General features: G+C 68.3%; 17 protein-coding genes. 8 read left to right on the top strand and 9 right to left on the bottom strand.

Going from position 1 to position 17,318, the window contains the following annotated elements; translation table 11 throughout:
• Positions 1–13 precede the first annotated feature (13 nt).
• From RAC81_RS15445 to RAC81_RS15415, 7 genes are all read right to left on the bottom strand, one after another.
• Positions 14–1,621 (bottom strand): glucose-6-phosphate isomerase, encoded by a 1,608-nt coding sequence (locus RAC81_RS15445; protein WP_375083174.1) that lies wholly within the window; start codon positions 1,619–1,621, stop codon positions 14–16.
• Positions 1,618–2,730 carry a transaldolase gene (gene tal / locus RAC81_RS15440; protein WP_375083173.1) on the bottom strand — a complete coding sequence of 371 codons (1,113 nt, stop codon included), beginning with the start codon at positions 2,728–2,730 and terminating at the stop codon, positions 1,618–1,620. Before tal ends, RAC81_RS15445 begins: the two co-directional genes overlap by 4 nt.
• Before the next feature lie 14 nt (positions 2,731–2,744).
• On the bottom strand, positions 2,745–4,844 hold the full coding sequence (gene tkt, locus RAC81_RS15435) for a transketolase (RefSeq protein WP_375083172.1): 2,100 nt from the start codon (positions 4,842–4,844) through the stop codon (positions 2,745–2,747).
• A 229-nt stretch (positions 4,845–5,073) separates the two neighbouring features.
• Positions 5,074–5,790, bottom strand: a complete 717-nt coding sequence (locus tag RAC81_RS15430) for a hypothetical protein (RefSeq protein ID WP_375083171.1) — start codon at positions 5,788–5,790, stop codon at positions 5,074–5,076.
• Between the two features lie 92 nt (positions 5,791–5,882).
• Positions 5,883–6,416: a hypothetical protein gene (locus RAC81_RS15425; protein ID WP_375083170.1), complete on the bottom strand. Its 534-nt coding sequence runs from the start codon at positions 6,414–6,416 to the stop codon at positions 5,883–5,885.
• Between the two features lie 16 nt (positions 6,417–6,432).
• Positions 6,433–6,762, bottom strand: a complete 330-nt coding sequence (locus RAC81_RS15420; RefSeq protein WP_375083169.1) for a hypothetical protein — start codon at positions 6,760–6,762, stop codon at positions 6,433–6,435.
• A 452-nt stretch (positions 6,763–7,214) separates the two neighbouring features.
• Positions 7,215–7,730 (bottom strand): hypothetical protein, encoded by a 516-nt coding sequence (locus RAC81_RS15415; protein ID WP_375083168.1) that lies wholly within the window; start codon positions 7,728–7,730, stop codon positions 7,215–7,217.
• Between the two features lie 140 nt (positions 7,731–7,870).
• On the opposite strand from RAC81_RS15415, the gene RAC81_RS15410 reads away from it, so the two are divergent.
• Positions 7,871–8,785, top strand: coding sequence for a heme o synthase (locus RAC81_RS15410; protein WP_375083185.1), 915 nt, complete (start codon positions 7,871–7,873; stop codon positions 8,783–8,785).
• Here the strand turns inward: RAC81_RS15410 and RAC81_RS15405 are convergent.
• Together RAC81_RS15405 and RAC81_RS15400 are read right to left on the bottom strand one after the other, a co-directional pair.
• Entirely contained in the window at positions 8,731–9,183 is a 453-nt protein-coding gene (locus RAC81_RS15405) for a hypothetical protein (RefSeq protein WP_375083167.1), read from the bottom strand. The genes RAC81_RS15410 and RAC81_RS15405 overlap by 55 nt on opposite strands.
• A gap of 149 nt (positions 9,184–9,332) precedes the next feature.
• Complete coding sequence (locus RAC81_RS15400) at positions 9,333–10,475, bottom strand: heme A synthase (RefSeq protein ID WP_375083166.1); 1,143 nt, start codon at positions 10,473–10,475, stop codon at positions 9,333–9,335.
• Positions 10,476–10,710: 235 nt separating this feature from the next.
• Here RAC81_RS15400 and sufB point away from each other — a divergent pair, with 235 nt between their 5' ends.
• The 7 genes from sufB to RAC81_RS15365 are packed head-to-tail and all read left to right on the top strand — an operon-like array spanning position 10,711 to position 17,317.
• Complete coding sequence (gene sufB / locus RAC81_RS15395) at positions 10,711–12,129, top strand: Fe-S cluster assembly protein SufB (RefSeq protein ID WP_096715514.1); 1,419 nt, start codon at positions 10,711–10,713, stop codon at positions 12,127–12,129.
• Position 12,130: 1 nt separating this feature from the next.
• On the top strand, positions 12,131–13,336 hold the full coding sequence (gene sufD, locus RAC81_RS15390; RefSeq protein WP_375083165.1) for a Fe-S cluster assembly protein SufD: 1,206 nt from the start codon (positions 12,131–12,133) through the stop codon (positions 13,334–13,336).
• Positions 13,333–13,659, top strand: a complete 327-nt coding sequence (locus tag RAC81_RS15385; RefSeq protein WP_251588087.1) for a non-heme iron oxygenase ferredoxin subunit — start codon at positions 13,333–13,335, stop codon at positions 13,657–13,659. The genes sufD and RAC81_RS15385 overlap by 4 nt, the downstream gene beginning before the upstream one ends.
• Positions 13,660–14,430: a Fe-S cluster assembly ATPase SufC gene (gene sufC, locus RAC81_RS15380; protein WP_375083164.1), complete on the top strand. Its 771-nt coding sequence runs from the start codon at positions 13,660–13,662 to the stop codon at positions 14,428–14,430.
• Positions 14,431–14,439: 9 nt separating this feature from the next.
• Positions 14,440–14,772, top strand: a complete 333-nt coding sequence (locus tag RAC81_RS15375; protein ID WP_096715510.1) for a metal-sulfur cluster assembly factor — start codon at positions 14,440–14,442, stop codon at positions 14,770–14,772.
• Between the two features lie 2 nt (positions 14,773–14,774).
• Complete coding sequence (locus RAC81_RS15370; RefSeq protein ID WP_375083163.1) at positions 14,775–15,929, top strand: MalY/PatB family protein; 1,155 nt, start codon at positions 14,775–14,777, stop codon at positions 15,927–15,929.
• The gene (locus tag RAC81_RS15365) at positions 15,926–17,317 is read left to right on the top strand and encodes an MFS transporter (RefSeq protein ID WP_375083162.1); all 1,392 of its coding nucleotides are present in this window, start codon (positions 15,926–15,928) and stop codon (positions 17,315–17,317) included. The genes RAC81_RS15370 and RAC81_RS15365 overlap by 4 nt, the downstream gene beginning before the upstream one ends.
• The last annotated feature ends 1 nt before the right edge of the window (position 17,318 follow it).

Below are 17,318 nucleotides of genomic sequence, written 5' to 3'. Positions count from 1 at the left end.
ATTCTCCAGGCTGTTACTTCTGAGCTGCTTCGAAGAGGGTGAGCACGTCGGCCGACGAATCGGTGATCGTCAGGGTGACGACCGGACGACCGTGCTCGGCGAGGACACCGGCGTCGCCAGCGGCCTGCGCCTCGATGAGCTGACCGAACGTGAACGGTCGACCGGGGATCTCGAGGTCGACGTCGGTGCGCTCCAGGATCTGCAGGTACACGCCCTGAGCCGGACCGCCCTTGTGGTACTGGCCGGTGGAGTGCAGGAAGCGCGGGCCCCAGCCGAACGTGGTCGGGCGACCGGAGTCGGCGGCCACGAGCTCACGGAGACCCTGCACCTGCGGCAGGTCGAGGCGGTTCACGTAGGCCTGGATCGAGACGTATCCGTCCTCGGGGAGCCGCGCCCAGAGCGCGTCGAGCACTCCTTCGACGTTGCCGGAGGTCGCGAGTGCCGGGTCGGACACGCGCACCTCGACGCCGTCCTGGACGAACACCGGAGCGGTCGCCTCGGGGCGGGCGTCGAGCAGACCGCGGGCGGCCACCTTCGCGGACTCGACGTCGGGCTGGTCGAACGGGTTGATCCCGAGCAGGTGACCGGCGATAGCCGTCGCGTACTCCCACACGATGAACTGCGCGCCCAGCGTGCCGCTCACCAGGATCTCGCCCTGGTGACGCTCACGCAGGTGGAACTCGGCGGCGTCGTCGACGAGCCGCACGATCTGCAGATCGGCGGGCTGCGTCTCGAGCTCGGGCGAGACGGGCAGCAGGACGACGGGAAGGATGCCGGTGGCGTCCTTCCCGGTCGATTCGGCGATCAGCTGCTCGATCCAGTCCGGCAGACCGTTGATGTGGGTGCCGTCTGTGACGAGGCCGAGTTTGTCGCGGCGGGGTGACGTGGCGGCGATCGCGGCACCGAGGCGCAGCGCGGGGTTCTCGGCGGAGTCGACGGCGACCTCGAGCAGCGACGCCTCGGCCTCGTTCAGCAGCTCGTCGATGTCGACACCGGCGAGACCCGAGGGCACCAGTCCGAACGCGGTGAGCGCCGAGTAGCGTCCGCCGACGTTCGGGTCGGCGTTGAACACGCGGTAGCCCGCCTCGCGCGCCGCGGAGTCGAGCGGAGAGCCCGGGTCGGTGACGACGATGATGCGGTCGGTCGGGTCGATGCCGAGATCGCGGAAGGCCGCTTCGAAAGTGCGACGCTGCGAGTCGGTCTCGACGGTCGAGCCCGACTTAGAGGAGACGACGAGGGCCGTCTGCTCCAGGCCGTCGTCGAGGGCGGCGAGAACCTGGCCCGGCGCGGTCGAGTCGAGGATGATCAGCGGAACGCCGGCGGTCTGCGCGATGACCTCGGGGGCCAGCGACGATCCGCCCATGCCCGCGAGGACCACGCGGGTCACGCCCTTCGCCTGCAGCTCGTCGCGCAGCGCGACGATCTCTGCGACCAGGGGCCGCGAGATCGACACGGCCTCCACCCACCCGAGGCGTACGGAGGCCTCCGCCTCTGCAGTCGGACCCCAGAGCGTGGCGTCGCCGCTCGTGATCCGCGAGGCGACGAGATCGCGGACGAGAGCCGGGACGGTCTCGTCGATCGCGACACGCGCCGCTCCCGACGCGTGGATCGCGAATGTCATCGCTGGGCCTCCAGCGCCTCGGTCACCTGACCGAGGAGGTCGTGCCACGAGTCGATGAACTTGGCGACGCCCTCGTCCTCGAGCACCTGGGTGACGTCGACGAGGTCGATGCCGACGGCGGCGAGCCGGTCGAAGACCTCGTGCGCCTCGGCGTACCCGCTCGTGATGGTGTCGCCCGTGATGACGCCGTGGTCGAACGTGGCGTCGAGGGTCTTCTCGGGCATCGTGTTCACGACGCCGTTCGCGACCAGCTCGGTCACGTAGAGGGTGTCGGGCAGGCTCGGGTCCTTGACGCCGGTCGACGCCCACAGCGGACGCTGCAGGTTCGCGCCGGCCGCGAGAAGGTCCTGCGCGCGCTTCTCGGCGAAAGACTTCTCGAACAGCTCGTAGGCGAGACGGGCGTTCGCGAGTCCGGCCTTGCCCTTGAGCGCGGCGGCCTCGTCGGAGCCGATGGCGTCGAGACGCTTGTCGGTCTCGGTGTCGACACGCGACACGAAGAACGACGCGACCGAGTGGATGGTCGACAGGTCGGTGCCGGCGGCCTTCGCCTTCTCGAGACCCGTGAGGTACGCGTCGATGACCTCGGCGTAGCGCTCGAGGCTGAAGATCAGCGTGACGTTGACGCTGATCCCGGCTGCGATCGCCTCGGTGATGGCGGGGAGGCCGGCCTTCGTGGCGGGGATCTTGACGAGCAGGTTCGGGCGGTCGATCTTCGACCACAGCTGCTTCGCCGAGGCGACCGTACCCTCGGTGTCGTGCGCGAGGTCGGGGGAGACCTCGATCGAGACGCGTCCGTCGACGTGGCCGGACTTCTCCCACACGGGGCGGAACACGTCGAGCGCGTCGGCGACATCCTGCGTGGTGGCCGCGAACACGGCATCCTCGGCGGTGGTGCCCGATGCTGCCAGCTCGGTGAGCTGCGCGTCGTAGGAGGTGTCGTTCTTGTTGGTGATCGCGTTGGCGAAGATGGTCGGGTTCGTGGTGACGCCCACGACGTTCTTCGTGTCGATCAGTTCCTGCAGGTTTCCCGACGAGATGCGCGTGCGGGAGAGGTCGTCGAGCCAGATGCTGACGCCGGCGGCTGCGAGGTCTGCGGTGGGGGTGCTCATGAAATGCTCCTAGATCAGTTGGCGCTGTCGGCCAGGGTCTCGCGGGCGGCGGCGACGACCGCCTCGGTGGTGATCCCGAACTTCTCGAACAGGGTCTTGTAGTCGGCGGAGGCGCCGAAGTGGTCGATACCGACCGAACGGCCGCGGTCGCCGACGATGCCGCGCCAGCTCAGCACGGAGCCGGCCTCGACCGACACGCGAGCGGTCACGCTCTTCGGGAAGACCGACTCGCGGTACGCCTCGTCCTGCTCGTCGAACCACTCGAGCGACGGAGCCGAGACGACGCGGACGTTCACGCCCTCCTTCGCCAGCTCGGCGCGGGCGTTGATCGCCAGCTGCACCTCGGAGCCCGTTGCCACGATGATCACGTCGGGCGTGCCGTTCGGCGCCTCAGCGAGCACGTAGGCGCCCTTGGAGACGTTGTCGGCGGAGGCGAGCACATCGCCGGATGCTGCACCCTCGCCGCGCTCGAACACCGGGATGTTCTGGCGGGTCAGCGCGATGCCGGCCGGGCCCTCGTGGCGGCGGAGGATCTCGAGCCACGCCGCGGCGGTCTCGTTCGCGTCAGCGGGGCGCACCAGCGTGAAGTTCGGGATGGCGCGCAGCGTGGCGAGCTGCTCGACCGGCTGGTGGGTCGGGCCGTCCTCGCCGAGGGCGACGGAGTCGTGCGTCCAGACGAAGATGCTGGGCACGTTCATCAGGGCGGCGAGACGCACGGGCGGGCGCATGTAGTCGCTGAAGATGAGGAAGGTGCCGCCGAAGGCGCGCGTCGGGCCGTGCAGCACGATGCCGTTCACGATGGCGCCCATGGCGTGCTCGCGGATGCCGAAGTGCAGCACGCGGCCGTAGGGGCTTCCCGACCACTCGTGCGTCGACCACTCGGCCGGGATGAAGGACTTCGCGTCCTTGATCGTGGTGAGGTTCGACTCGGCGAGGTCGGCCGATCCGCCCCAGAGCTCGGGGAGCTCGGCGGCGAGCGCGTTGATGACCTGACCGGATGCCGCGCGGGTCGAGACGTCCTTGCCGCTCTCAAACACGGGGAGGGCCGACGTGATGTCGGAGGGGAGCTCCTTGGCCTCGAGGCGGTCGAGCAGAGCCTTGCGCTCGGGGTTCGCGGCGGCCCAGGCATCGAACGCCTTCTGCCACTCGGCGCGCTCCTCGGCGGCGCGAGCGGCGAGACCACGGGTGTGCTCGATCACGTCGTCGGCGACGACGAAGTTCTGCTCGGGGTCGAAACCGAGGACCTTCTTCGTGGCGGCGAGCTCGTCGGCGCCGAGCGCCGAGCCGTGGATCTTGCCGCTGTTCTGCTTGCCGGGCGACGGCCAGCCGATGATCGTCTTCAGGATGATCAGCGACGGCTTGTCGGTCTCGCCCTTCGCCGCCTCGATCGCGGCGTACAGCTCGGCCACATCCTCGACGTACTCGCCGGTCTTCTTCCAGTCCACCGTCTGCACGTGCCAGCCGTAGGCCTCGTAGCGCTTCGCGACGTCTTCGGTGAAGGCGACGTTCGTGTCGTCCTCGATCGAGATCTGGTTGGAGTCGTAGATCGCGATGAGGTTGCCGAGCTGCTGGTGTCCGGCGAGCGAGCCGGCCTCGCTGGTGACGCCCTCCTGTAGGTCGCCGTCGCCCGCGATCACGTAGACGAAGTGGTCGAAGGGGCTGGTGCCCGTAGCGGCCTCGGGGTCGAACAGCCCGCGCTCGTAGCGGGACGCGTAGGCGAAGCCGACGGCCGACGCGAGACCCTGACCGAGCGGGCCGGTCGTGATCTCGACACCCTTGGTGTGGCCGTACTCGGGGTGGCCGGGGGTGAGCGAGCCCCACGTGCGCAGCGCCTCGAGGTCGCTGAGCTCCAGGCCGAAGCCACCGAGGTACAGCTGCACGTACTGCGTGAGCGACGAGTGACCCGCGGAGAGGATGAAACGGTCGCGGCCGAGCCAGTGCGTGTCGGCCGGGTCGTGACGGAGAACCCGCTGGTACAGGAGGTACGCGGCGGGAGCCAGGCTCATCGCGGTGCCGGGGTGGCCGTTGCCGACCTTCTCCACAGCATCCGCAGCCAGCACACGGGCGGTGTCCACCGCGCGCCGATCGATTTCATCCCACTGCAATTCCGACACGGTGAAGCCCTTCTGCAACAGTTCGATAGCGCCTGGATCGCAGCATCGCGGTCCGCTTCGTCACGGAGATGGTGGATGTGCGCCGGGCGCGCGAGTCCCCCCAGCATAGCGCCGCGGGTCGGCTCGCTTACCCCCTTTACAACGCTGCATGACGCGGGTAATTCCCGCGCGGGCAGGCCCCGCGTGTCGCTGCTGGGACTGCGGTTCAGGGGCCTCGGAACGTGGTCTCTCAGCAGCCGGGCGCGTCGCGTCTCTCGGTGCAGGTATGGGCGACGAGGGCGGTGCGGGCTTCGAGGACGCGGATGCTCTGCGGGGGTCCGTCGGTGACGATGTCGCCGGTCACGGGGGTCCATCCGGCACCGAGGTCGACTTCGGCGTCGTAGTGGATGTCGACGTCGGCGAAGAAGACGCCGCGCCGTTCGTAGACGTGACTGGTGGGGGTCGGCGTGAACTGCGCTTGGCCCAGCGTCGCCCAGGAGTATCCCGGGGTCGTGAGAGTCGCGGTGGTCCCGTCGCCGTACGTGTAGTCGTAGAAGGTCGGAGTGAAGCGGACGCTCAACGGGGCGCCGAAGAGCGTTCCCGTGACCGTGTGGGGCTCGGCTGCGGCGACGAAGTTCGCCGGGAGTCCTGCGACAGCGATGTCGCCGGGTTCGGTGTGCGCGCGGATGGATGCCGGAGCGAACCGTGCGATGTCGGACACCGTCACCGCGGGGCGACCCGGCTGCGGCGGGATCGGCGCCGGGCTCGGGGCCGGGCTCGGGGTGGGAGCAGCGGGGTAGCACCGACCGAAGCCCCACCCGTCGAGACAGCCCACGCGCTCCTGGCGCGGCTCGGGTTCAGCCTCGGGGTCCCCGCCGGACGAGCGCCGAGCGGCCGGAGAGGCGGCAGGCTGCTGCTTCGTGCCGGAGATGGTCAGAGACGAGCCGTCGTTTACAGCTCCGCACATTCCTGTAACTTCGGCAGCCTTGGAGCACGTCGCTTGGGGGTGCACTGCGCCCGTCGCCGAGATACCAGTGAGGGCCAGTCCGGCTGTGACGATCAGAGAGGTAAGCACGACGAGACGTCCTCTGTGACTTCGCGGGTGATGGTCAGCTGTCCTGAGGTGCCGACGAAAGTGACTTGTTGCGCGACCACATCAGGGCGATCCGCCGGTGTCACGTCAACGCCGCTTGCGTCGAGAAGCGCGACCTGGGAGACGTCGAGGCAGACGATGCCAATGACTGACGCTCGGCTGTCGTTGGTGTCGGCGCTGACCGGATTGAAACCAGCGACGACGACCTCTCCCGTCACGGATAGTCCATTGGCCGCGAACGTGTTCTGCGCGTCGATGTCACGCTCGAGTGCCTCGCCGACCAGGAACTGCTGCGGCTCGGGCTCGGTCAAGCCCGCGTTACGGGCGTTTCCTGCTTCGTTGTAGGCCCGGTACACCTTCTCGGCTTCCGCGAACGCTTCCGCTTCACTCGCGAAGGCGGTGGTCGGCGTCGGTGCGGGTGCGGAAGAGGTACCGCATCCGGCCAGGGCGGACGCGAGCGCGAACAGTGCGCCGGTGGTCAAGACGGTGACGTGCGGCATCCGCCGGCCGGTTCTCTCAGCAGCCCGGTGCATCGCGGCGCTCCGTGCAGGTGTGGGCCACGAGGGCGGTGCGGGCTTCGAGAACGCGGATGCGCTGCGGGGGGCCGTCGGTGCGGACTTCTCCTGTCACGGGCATCCATCCGCCGCCGAGGTCGACCTCGGCCGTGTAGCGGACGTCCACGTCGGCGAAGTAGACGCCGCGCAGGCGGTACACGTGGCTGGTGGGAGTCGGCGTGAACTGTGCTTGGCCGAGATCCGCCCAGGTCCGTCCGGGAGTCGTGATCGATGCGGACGTGCCGTCGCCGTAGGTGTACTCGTACGCGACGGGGGTGAAGCGGATACTCACCGGAGTGTCTAGAACTGACTCAGTGCGCGTGTGGGGCGCGGCTAGCACGACGAAGTTCGTTGGCAACCCTGCGACTCCCACACCGCCCGGCTCGAGACTGAACGACGACGGATCGGGGGCGAATCGCGCTAGGTCGGATAGCATCACCCCGCGTGCGAGAGCCTGGGTCGGCTCCGATGGAGGGAACACGACTTCGCGGCACGTGGTGGTCATTGCCGCACCTGGCTGGCAGATTAGCGGAGGAATGACCGGCTCCCGTTGGTGCTCCGGAGAGAGCGACGGCGGATCGACGTCGCGATGCGATTGCCTTTGAGTCGCCGAAACCGTAATCGCAGAATCGCCGATCGCTGCACCACAAACACCAGCTTTCAGCGCGTCTACGGAGCATGCGGAGGCATGGACGCCGGGCCCCAATGACGCAAGCACTGATGCGGCGATGACCCCCAGTCTCGCTAACACGACCGATCCTCGACTGGCGACGAGTCGGAAACCAGTAAATGATCCCTTGTCCCCACGAACGTCACCAAGAGCAGCCACGTGCCCGCTCGGGATGGAGGCGTCACATCAGCTCCAGCGGAATTGAGCACCCTCGATTGAGAGACATCGACGCAGATCTCCAAGAGAACTTCCGCGACCGGCGTGTCGAAAGTAGCTGACACCCCGTGCACATCATTGATGAGAAGCGATCCTTCGAGCACCAGATCGTTTGCTTTGAGGTACCGGTTGGTCTCAATCTCGCTTTCTAGCGCCTTGCCGGCGAGGAATGCACTGTCTTTCCCGCCCCGGTTGGCGGCCTCGACATACTCCCGGTACACCTTCTCCGCGGCCGCGAACGCTTCCTCCTCGGTCGCGAATGCGGGTGTCGGTGACGGCGTCGGTCCGGGCGGAGGCGCGCAGGCGGACAGCATTCCGAGGAGCACGGCGACGGCGCCGAGGGCGAGACTCGAGGAGTTGGAGCGGAGGGGCATCCGGTCACGGTAGACGGATCTCCGTGCGGCTCGCCGGCGTTATCCACAGGCACGTGCGGGCCCGCAGGGCGCTCGGGACCGGCATCCGCGTGCCTTAGACTGGAAAAGCTGTCGTGACGCGTGCGGAGGAGGCGATCGAGATCTCGACGATGTCTGATCAGACCGTTGTGAAGAAGTCCATCGGTCGCACGGTGAAGGCGTACGTAGCCCTCACCAAGCCGCGCGTCCTCGAACTCCTGCTGGTGTCGACCGTCCCCGTGATGTTCCTCGCCCAGGGGGGACTCCCGAACATGTGGCTGGTCGTCGGGACCGTGATCGGCGGCTCGATGAGCGCCGGCTCCGCTGCCGCGTTCAACATGTACCTCGACCGCGACATCGACGCGCACATGCACCGCACCGAGAACCGCCCGCTCGTGACGGGGGAGATCACCCCGCGCGGCGCGTTGATCTTCTCGTGGACGCTCGCCGTTCTCTCGACGGTCTGGCTGTGGTTCACGACGAACTGGCTCGCGGCGACGCTGTCGGCATCCGCCATCTTCTTCTACGTCGTGATCTACACGATGATCCTCAAGCGGCGCACCGAGCAGAACATCATCTGGGGCGGTATCGCCGGATGCTTCCCCGTGCTCATCGGCTGGGCTGCGGTCACGGGCTCGCTCGACTGGCCGGCCTTCATCCTCTTCGCCCTCATCTTCCTCTGGACGCCGCCGCACTACTGGCCGCTGTCGATGAAGTACAAAGACGACTACGACGACGTCGACGTGCCCATGCTCGGCGTCACGCGCAACGCGTCGCAGGTCGGCCTCCAGGTCATCCTGTACGCCTGGGCGACTGTCGCCTGCTCGCTACTGCTCATCCCGATCGCGAGCATGGGCCTCGTCTACACCGTCTCCGCCCTCGTCTTCGGCGGATGGTTCATCTACGAGTCGCACCGCCTGTACAACCAGGCCGTACGCGGGAACGAGGCGCGGCCCATGCGGGTGTTCCACGCCTCGATCACCTACTTGACGCTGATCTTCGTCGCCGTCGCGGTCGATCCGCTGCTGCCGTTCTGACGCTCGTCGTCCTCCGTCGTCTCCGCGACGGCATCCTCTGACGTCTCCGCGCCGGTCTCTGCGACGGGTGCGGCCTCCGACGGCTCCGGCGACGGCTCCTCAGCCGTCCAGTCGATGGCCTCGACGGCGACCGGAGCAGCTGACGGAAGCACCGACTGCACGGCGGTGAGTGCGACCGCGATGAGGATGCCGATGACGCCTGCGCCCAGAAGCACCGCTCCCACGACGACGAGCGACTGTCCCACGTAGACGTCGACACCCGTCGCGGTGTTGGCGAGCAGCGTCGTGGTCATCGAGCCGATCTGACCGGCGACGAGCCATCCGCCCACCGCCGCCGAGGCGAGCGAGAGGACGAGGAGGAGCCAGAAGCCGATGCTGCGTGTGAGTGACTTGTTCATGTCAGCCACGGTGCCGGACGGCGTGATGAGACCCTGATGCGAGCGCTATGCATCACCTGTGCCCGGGCCGGATCCCGGCGTCCCAATCAGCGGAGGGTGTCCCGATCGACGGATGGATCGACGTCTTCGGTCCGCAGAACGGGACCGGATCAGCTGATCGGGGCCTCGGCGGCGACCGGCTTCTTCAGGTGCAGTACGACGACCGTGTACGTCGCGGCTGAGAGCGACGCCAGAACCATGTGGATGCCGACGAGCAGCGGCGGGAGCCCCTCGCGCGCCTGCCACACTCCGACGCCGACCTGTACCGCGATCGCGATCACGAGCACGAGCAGCCACTTCCGCGGTTCGAGCTTCAGCACCCAGGCCGATACCGTCAGGGCGAGTACGAGAACCGCGAGGATGTATCCCGGCCAGGAGTGCACGTGCGCGAGGACCGTCGCGTCGAAACCGTGACGCAGCACGTCGGCATCACCCGAGTGCGGGCCCGAGCCCGTGGTGAGCACGCCGAAGACGATGGTCACGGCGAGAGCGAGGCCGGTCACGTGGCTGAGGACGGCGAACCAGCGCGGCACGGCGCGCTCGCGCGGACCGGGCACCGCGTAGAGGCGCACCAGGAATGCAGCCGTGACGCACACCAGCAGCAGCGACGAGGTGTAGTGGAATCCGACGATGAAGGGGTTGAGCCCCGTCAGCACGGTGATGCCGCCCACGAGTGCCTGCGCGACGACGCCGATGAGGACGATCCAGGCCAGGGCGAGGAGGTCTCGGCGCTCCGGGGAGTTGCGCGTGAATCGCACGGCCGCGACGATCACCGCCAGCAGCAGCACCGCCGTGGCGACGGAGAACACCGGGGTGTCCTGACCGGGGGCCACGAGGCTCGCGACCAGCGTCGCGACGCCGAACGCGACGGCCGCGGCGACGACCCCACCCGCGGCGAACCACAGCGCAGACACGACGCGGCGACGACCGCCCACGCGATGCAGCACCAGCAGCACGACCGCGAGCGCGATGATGCCGACGACTCCCGTCATCAGCCGGTTGCCGAACTCGATCAGTCCGTGGATTCCCTGATCGGCATAGATCGGCACCAGCGATTCCGGCGTGCAGAGCGGCCACTCCGAGCATCCGAGACCCGACCCCGTGAGCCGCACGGCACCGCCCGTTCCGATGATGATCGTCTGAGCCAGGAACGACAGCCAGGCGAAGATCCGCAGCATCCGTCCCCACACGTCGGTGCGCGCAGCCACCGGAACGGCGGAGCGGGGGGAGGGGGCGGTGGTGGTGTCGGGCATTGGTCTCTCCGAACCGCGGGGCGGACACGGCGAGCGGCCCTGTCGTCAGGCGGAACCTGTAGAATCGGATTGTTGCGATGAGCGCTGACCGCGCTGAAGCATCGACAACAGTTTAGGCGCGATGGAAGCGCCGGTGATGAGGGCCCACCAACGGCACCCGCTCCCGCAGACTCGACGGGGATCAGGTGTGTCGGGGCGGATTACACCGTTTTGGGACCTGTGAGGAGAGTGTGTGATGTCGGATGTGCTGATCGACCGCCCGGAGCTCGAAGGCCTGGGGGTGTACGAATTCGGATGGCACGATGAGGACGCCGCAGGAGCGGTCGCGCAACGTGGCATCTCCGAAGAGGTGGTCCGCGGGATCTCCAGCCTCAAGAGCGAACCCGAATGGATGCTGAAAACCCGTCTCAAGGGATACCAGCTGTTCGGACGCAAGCCGATGCCGACCTGGGGCGCCGACCTCAGCGACATCGACTTCGACAACATCAAGTACTTCGTCCGCTCCACGGAGAAGCAGGCGCAGTCGTGGGAGGACCTCCCCGAGGAGATCCGCGAGACCTACGAGCGTCTCGGCATCCCGGAGGCGGAGCGCCAGCGTCTCGTCGCAGGTGTCGCCGCGCAGTACGAATCCGAGGTCGTCTACCACCAGATCCGCGAGGACCTGGAGCAGCAGGGTGTCATCTTCATGGACACTGACACGGCCCTCCGCGAGCACCCCGAGTTCTTCGAGGAGTACTTCGGCACCGTGATCCCGGCCGGCGACAACAAGTTCGCCGCGCTGAATACGGCCGTCTGGTCGGGCGGCTCCTTCGTCTACGTCCCGAAGGGCGTGCACGTCGAGATCCCGCTGCAGGCGTATTTCCGCATCAACACCGAGAACATGGGCCAGTTCGAGCGGACCCTGATCATCGCCGACGAGGGCAGCTACGTCCACTACATCGAGGGCTGCACGGCTCCGATCTACAAGTCGGACTCGCTCCACTCGGCCGTCGTCGAGATCATCGTCAAGAAGAACGCCCGCGTGCGCTACACGACGATCCAGAACTGGTCGAACAACGTCTACAACCTCGTCACCAAGCGCGCTGTCGCCCACGAGGGCGCGACCATGGAGTGGGTCGACGGCAACATCGGCTCCAAGGTGACCATGAAGTACCCGTCGATCTACCTGATGGGCGAACACGCCAAGGGAGAGACGCTCTCCGTCGCCTTCGCCGGTCCCGGCCAGCACCAGGACGCCGGCGCGAAGATGATCCACATGGCGCCGTACACGCAGTCGTCGATCGTCTCGAAGTCGATCGCCCGCGGCGGCGGTCGCGCCGGATACCGCGGCGAGGTCCGCGTCGACGCGAACGCCCATCACTCGGCGAACACGGTGCGGTGCGACGCGCTGCTCGTCGACACCAAGTCGCGCTCCGACACCTACCCGGCCATCGACATCCGCGTCGACGACGTGCAGCTCGGCCACGAGGCCACGGTCTCGAAGGTCAGCGAGGAGCAGCTCTTCTACCTGCAGTCCCGCGGCATGCCCGAGGACGAGGCGATGGCGATGATCGTGCGCGGCTTCATCGAGCCGATCGCGCGCGAGCTGCCGATGGAGTACGCGATGGAACTGAACAAGCTCATCGAGATGGGCATGGAAGGATCGGTCGGCTGAGATGACGACCCCTACGACGACGCCCACCGCGTCGCGCTCCTCCAGCGCGCACGTGGACCCCGCCGCCCAGGTGGCCGATGCCGGCTTCGTGCCGGTCCAGACCCGCTCCGAGCGACCGCACTCGTTCGAGCCGACCGACTTCGGCACCCCCTCGGGGCGCGAGGTCAACTGGAAGCACACTCCCGTCGCGAAGCTCGCGCCGCTGTTCGCGGTCGCCGGCTCGACCGACGGTGTGACCTACTCGTTCGGCGCGGGGGAGCAGTACCTCGCCGCCCCGCTCGCCGCCGATGCGGCTCCGCGCGGTGAGGTCTTCCTCGCGGAGGACGTCACGTCGGCGGTCGCCTGGCAGGGTGCGACCGAAGCGCTGCACGTCCGCATCCCGCGCGAGGAAGAGGTCGCCGAGCCGATCTTCCTCGCCATCGAGGGTCGGGGCGCCGATCAGCGCGCCGACGCGCACATCGTGATCGAGGCGCTCGAGCACAGCGCAGCGACAGTCGTGCTGCAGCACACCGGCTCGGCCCAGTACGCGCAGAACGTCGAGATCATCGTGCGCGACGGCGCGAAGCTCAGCGTCATCAGCCTGCAGCAGTGGCAGGACGACGCGGTGCACGCGTCGGCCCACCAGGCCCGCGTCGGGGCGGACGCCACGCTCAAGCACTTCGTCATCAGCTTCGGCGGCGGCGTCGTGCGCGTGAACCCGAGCGTCGAGCTCGCGGGTGCAGGCTCCGAGGGGTACCTCTACGGCCTCTCCTACGCGGATGCCGGCCAGCACCTCGAGAGCCAGGTCTACCTGCACCACAAGGGCCCGCACACGAAGGGCGACGTGCTCTACAAGGGTGCCCTGCAGGGCGAGAGCGCCCACTCGGTGTGGATCGGCGATGTGCTGATCGGCCCGGATGCCACGGGCACCGACTCGTACGAGGCGAACCGCAACCTGGTGCTCACCGAGGGCGCCCGCGCGGACTCGATCCCGAACCTCGAGATCGAGACCGGCGACATCGTCGGCGCAGGCCACGCCAGCGCGACCGGTCGCTTCGACGACGAGCAGCTGTTCTACCTGCAGGCCCGCGGCATCACCGAGGAAGAGGCGCGCCGCCTGGTCGTGCTCGGCTTCCTCAGCGACATCGTGCAGCGCCTCGGCATCCCCTCCCTCGAGGAGGAGCTGCTGGCAGCCATCGAGACCGAGCTCGCCGAGGTGAACGCATGACCGCGCAGCGCGTCTGCGGCGTCGACGAGCTCGAACTCGACACCCCTCTGCGTGTCGAGCCGAACGGCGTCCCGATCACCGTGATCAAGGACTCCGAGGGCGTGATCCACGCGATCGGCGACACCTGCACCCACGGCGACATCTCGCTCTCCGAGGGCTTCGTCGAGGGTGACACGGTCGAGTGCTGGGCCCACGGCTCCGCGTTCTCCCTGATCACCGGCAAGCCCCAGAACCTCCCCGCTTATGAGCCCGTCCCGGTCTACGTCGTCGAGATCGACGGCGACGACGTGCTCATCGACCCGACTGTGACGAAGGAAGTCTGAATGTCTGTTCTCGAAATCCGCGACCTGCACGTGACGGTCGAGACCGAGGCGGGGACCACCCCGATCCTCAACGGGATCACCCTCACGATGAACACGGGTGAGACCCACGCCATCATGGGCCCCAACGGCTCCGGCAAGTCCACCCTCGCCTACACGATCGCCGGTCACCCGAAGTACACCGTGACCTCCGGTTCGATCACCTTCGACGGCGAGGACGTGCTCGAGATGAGCGTCGACGAGCGTGCGCGCGCCGGCCTGTTCCTCGCGATGCAGTACCCCGTCGAGATCCCCGGCGTCACCGTCACGAACTTCCTCCGCACCGCGAAGACGGCTCTCGACGGCGAAGCGCCCTCGATCCGCCAGTGGACGAAGGACGTCAAGGCGTCGATGGCCAACCTGCGCATGGACCCGAAGTTCGCGCAGCGCAACGTCAACGAGGGATTCTCCGGCGGCGAGAAGAAGCGCCACGAGATACTGCAGCTCGAGGTGCTGAAGCCGAAGTTCGCCGTGCTCGACGAGACCGACTCGGGCCTCGACGTCGACGCGCTGAAGATCGTTTCCGAGGGCGTGAACCGCGCCAAGGAGGCCACCGGCCTCGGCGTGCTGCTCATCACGCACTACACCCGCATCCTCCGCTACATCCGTCCTGACTACGTGCACGTCGTCGTCGCGGGCAAGATCGTCGAGGAGGGCGGCCCCGAGCTCGCCGACCGTCTCGAGGACGAGGGATACGACCGTTTCCTCGACCCCGCGGCTCCTCTCGAGGCGTAGGCTGATCGCATGACAGCCGCCACCCTCACCGACGAGAAGTACGACGAGGTCACCGAGGCTCTCAAGGACGTCATGGACCCGGAGCTCGGGATCAACGTCGTCGACCTCGGCCTCATCTACGACCTCGCGTGGGATGACGAGAACGACGCTCTCGTCATCCACATGACGCTCACCAGTGCCGGCTGCCCGCTCACCGACGTGCTCGAGGACCAGACGGCTCAGGCCCTGGACAACGTCGTCGAGCGCTTCCGCATCAACTGGGTGTGGATGCCGCCGTGGGGCCCCGAACGGATCACCGACGACGGCCGCGACATGATGCGCGCCCTCGGCTTCGCGATCTGAGGATGCTCGAGGTCACCGCGCTTCCGCTCGCGGAGTTGCGACAGCGCACGAGCGAGAAGTGGCGGGAGTACCCCGAGGACGTCCTGCCGCTGTTCGTCGCCGAGACGGACTTCCCGCTCGCTCCGGCGATTTCGGCGACCCTGCACCACGCCATCGAGATCGGCGACACGGGCTACATCGCGTCCCGCACGCCGCTCCCCGCGACGTACGCGGCGTTCGCCGAGCGCCGGTTCGGCTGGACTCCGGACCCGGCCCGCATGCGCAGCACGGCGGACGTCAGCATGGGCATCGTGGAGATCCTCCGCCGGGTGACGCAGCCGGGGGAGCGCGTCGTCGTGACGCCTCCGGTGTACCCGCCCTTCTACGAGCTCGTCGCGGAGGCGGGCGCCGAGGTCGTGCGCGTGCCGCTGCGCGACACCGGCACGGCGCGGGAGCTCGATCTCGACGGCATCCGCTCTGCCTTCGAAGACGGCGCGACGGCGATCCTGCTCTGCAACCCGCACAATCCGACCGGGACCGCACACGATCGTGAGTCGCTCCGAGCCCTCGCCGAGCTCGCCGACGAGTTCGGCGCCTCCGTCGTCTCCGATGAGATCCACGCTCCGCTCGCGCAGCCCGGGACCGGGTTCACCCCGTTCCTCGACACGGGAGAGGCCGCCGAGCGTGTGGGGTACGCGGTGGTCAGCGCCAGCAAGGCGTTCAACCTCGCCGGGCTCAAGTGCGCGCTCATGGTCACCGCATCCGACGTGACGAGCGCCGTCGTGCGCGGCCTGCCGATCGAGGTAGAGTGGCGCACGGGACAGCTCGGTCTGCTCGCGGCGACCGCGGCCTTCTCCGAGGAGAGCGACCCGTGGTTGGACGGCCTGCTGCGCACGCTGGATGAGAACCGCGTGCTGCTGGAAGACCTGCTCGCGGCTCGTCTCCCGCAAGCGCGGTATCGCATACCGGATGCGGGCTACCTCGCCTGGATCGACCTGTCGGGACTCGGGTGGGGTGACAATCCGTCTCGTCGCATCCTGCGCGAGGCGAAGGTCGCTCTGCACTTCGGTCCCGCGTTCGGCGCGGAGGGCGCGGGATACGTGCGACTCAACTTCGGCACGAGTCCCGAGATCATCACCGAGGCCATCGAGCGCATCGCCGTGCTCGTCGGTCGATGAGCGACTCCGCCGCCGTCGTCTCCATCTGGGACCGCGAGCGGATCTGGGTCACCGCCGGCTCGGTCGCCCTCATCTTCCTGGCGGCCATCGAGGCGCTGGCCGTCACCACGGTCATGCCCATCGTGAGCGACGCCCTCGACGGGCAGGCGCTGTACGCTGTCGCGTTCGCGGGTACGCTGGCGACCAGCGTGATCGGGATGGTCGCGGCCGGAGCCTGGTCGGACGCGCGCGGGCCGCGCGGAGCGCTGTACGTCGCCGTCACGCTGTTCATCGTCGGGCTGCTGCTGTCGGGGCTCGCCACGACGATGCACCAGTTCCTCGTCGGCCGCCTCGTGCAGGGGCTCGGCACCGGCGGACAGACCGTGGCCCTGTACGTGGTCGTGGCCCGGCTCTATCCGCCGCACCTGCACGGGCGGATCTTCGCGGCGTTCGCAGCGGCGTGGGTGGTGCCGTCGATGATCGGACCGTTCCTCGCGGGAGCGGTCGCCGAGTATCTCGACTGGCGCTGGGCGTTCCTCGGGGTGGCCGTTCTCACGGCCGTCGCGTTCGTGATGATCGCCGTGCGTCTCCGCGGACTCGATCTCGGGCGGGGAGAGCCGCAGGACCGGCGTGCCCTCGTCGTGCGGATGGCGCTGGCGGTCGTGGTCGCGGTGTTCGCCGTCGTCGTCGGGTTCAGCGCCGACATGGATGCCGCGATCGGCTGGCCGGTGGCGGTGGGCGCGATCGCCGTGATCGCCCTCGCCGTGCTGCCACTGCTGCCACGTCGAACCCTGCGCGCCGGCCGCGGTCTGCCGAGCGTCGTGCTCATGCGGGGGATCGTCGCCGGCACGTTCTTCGCCGCAGAGGCCTACATCCCCTACCTCCTCATCGAGCGGTACGGCTTCACCGCGACGTGGGCGGGGCTCGCGCTCATGTTCGCCGCCTTCGCCTGGGCCGGGGCCTCGCAACTGCAGGGCCGGTACGGCGAACGGCTCGGAAACCTGCGCATCACGCTGCTCAGCCTCGCCCTGCTGTTCGTCGCCATGATCCTGGTTCTCCTGGCGGCTCTCGGCGCTGTCTCTCCGGTGCTCGTCGTGATCGGCTGGGGCTTCGCCGGGGGAGGCATGGGGCTGCTCTATCCGAGGCTCACCGTGCTCACCCTGGCCTATTCGGAGCCGGGCAACCAGGGGTTCAACTCGTCGGCGCTGTCGATCTCGGACTCCACCGGCGCGGCCATCGTGATCGCCGTGGCCGGCCTATCGGTGGCCACACTCGGCGGAGGGGTCGACGCCTTCCCCGTGGTCTTCGCGCTGTGCATCGGGCTGACCGTCGTCGCGCTCATCCCGGGCCTGCGGCTCGGTCACGCCGGGGAGTCCGCCGCAGAGCCGGCCACGACCTCGGGCCCCTGAT

It is taken from the genome of Microbacterium sp. CR_7, from assembly GCF_041954755.1.
GTDB lineage: Bacteria > Actinomycetota > Actinomycetes > Actinomycetales > Microbacteriaceae > Microbacterium.
Note: the sequence above shows the minus strand (reverse complement) of the source record. Positions and strands in the feature narration are given on the sequence as shown.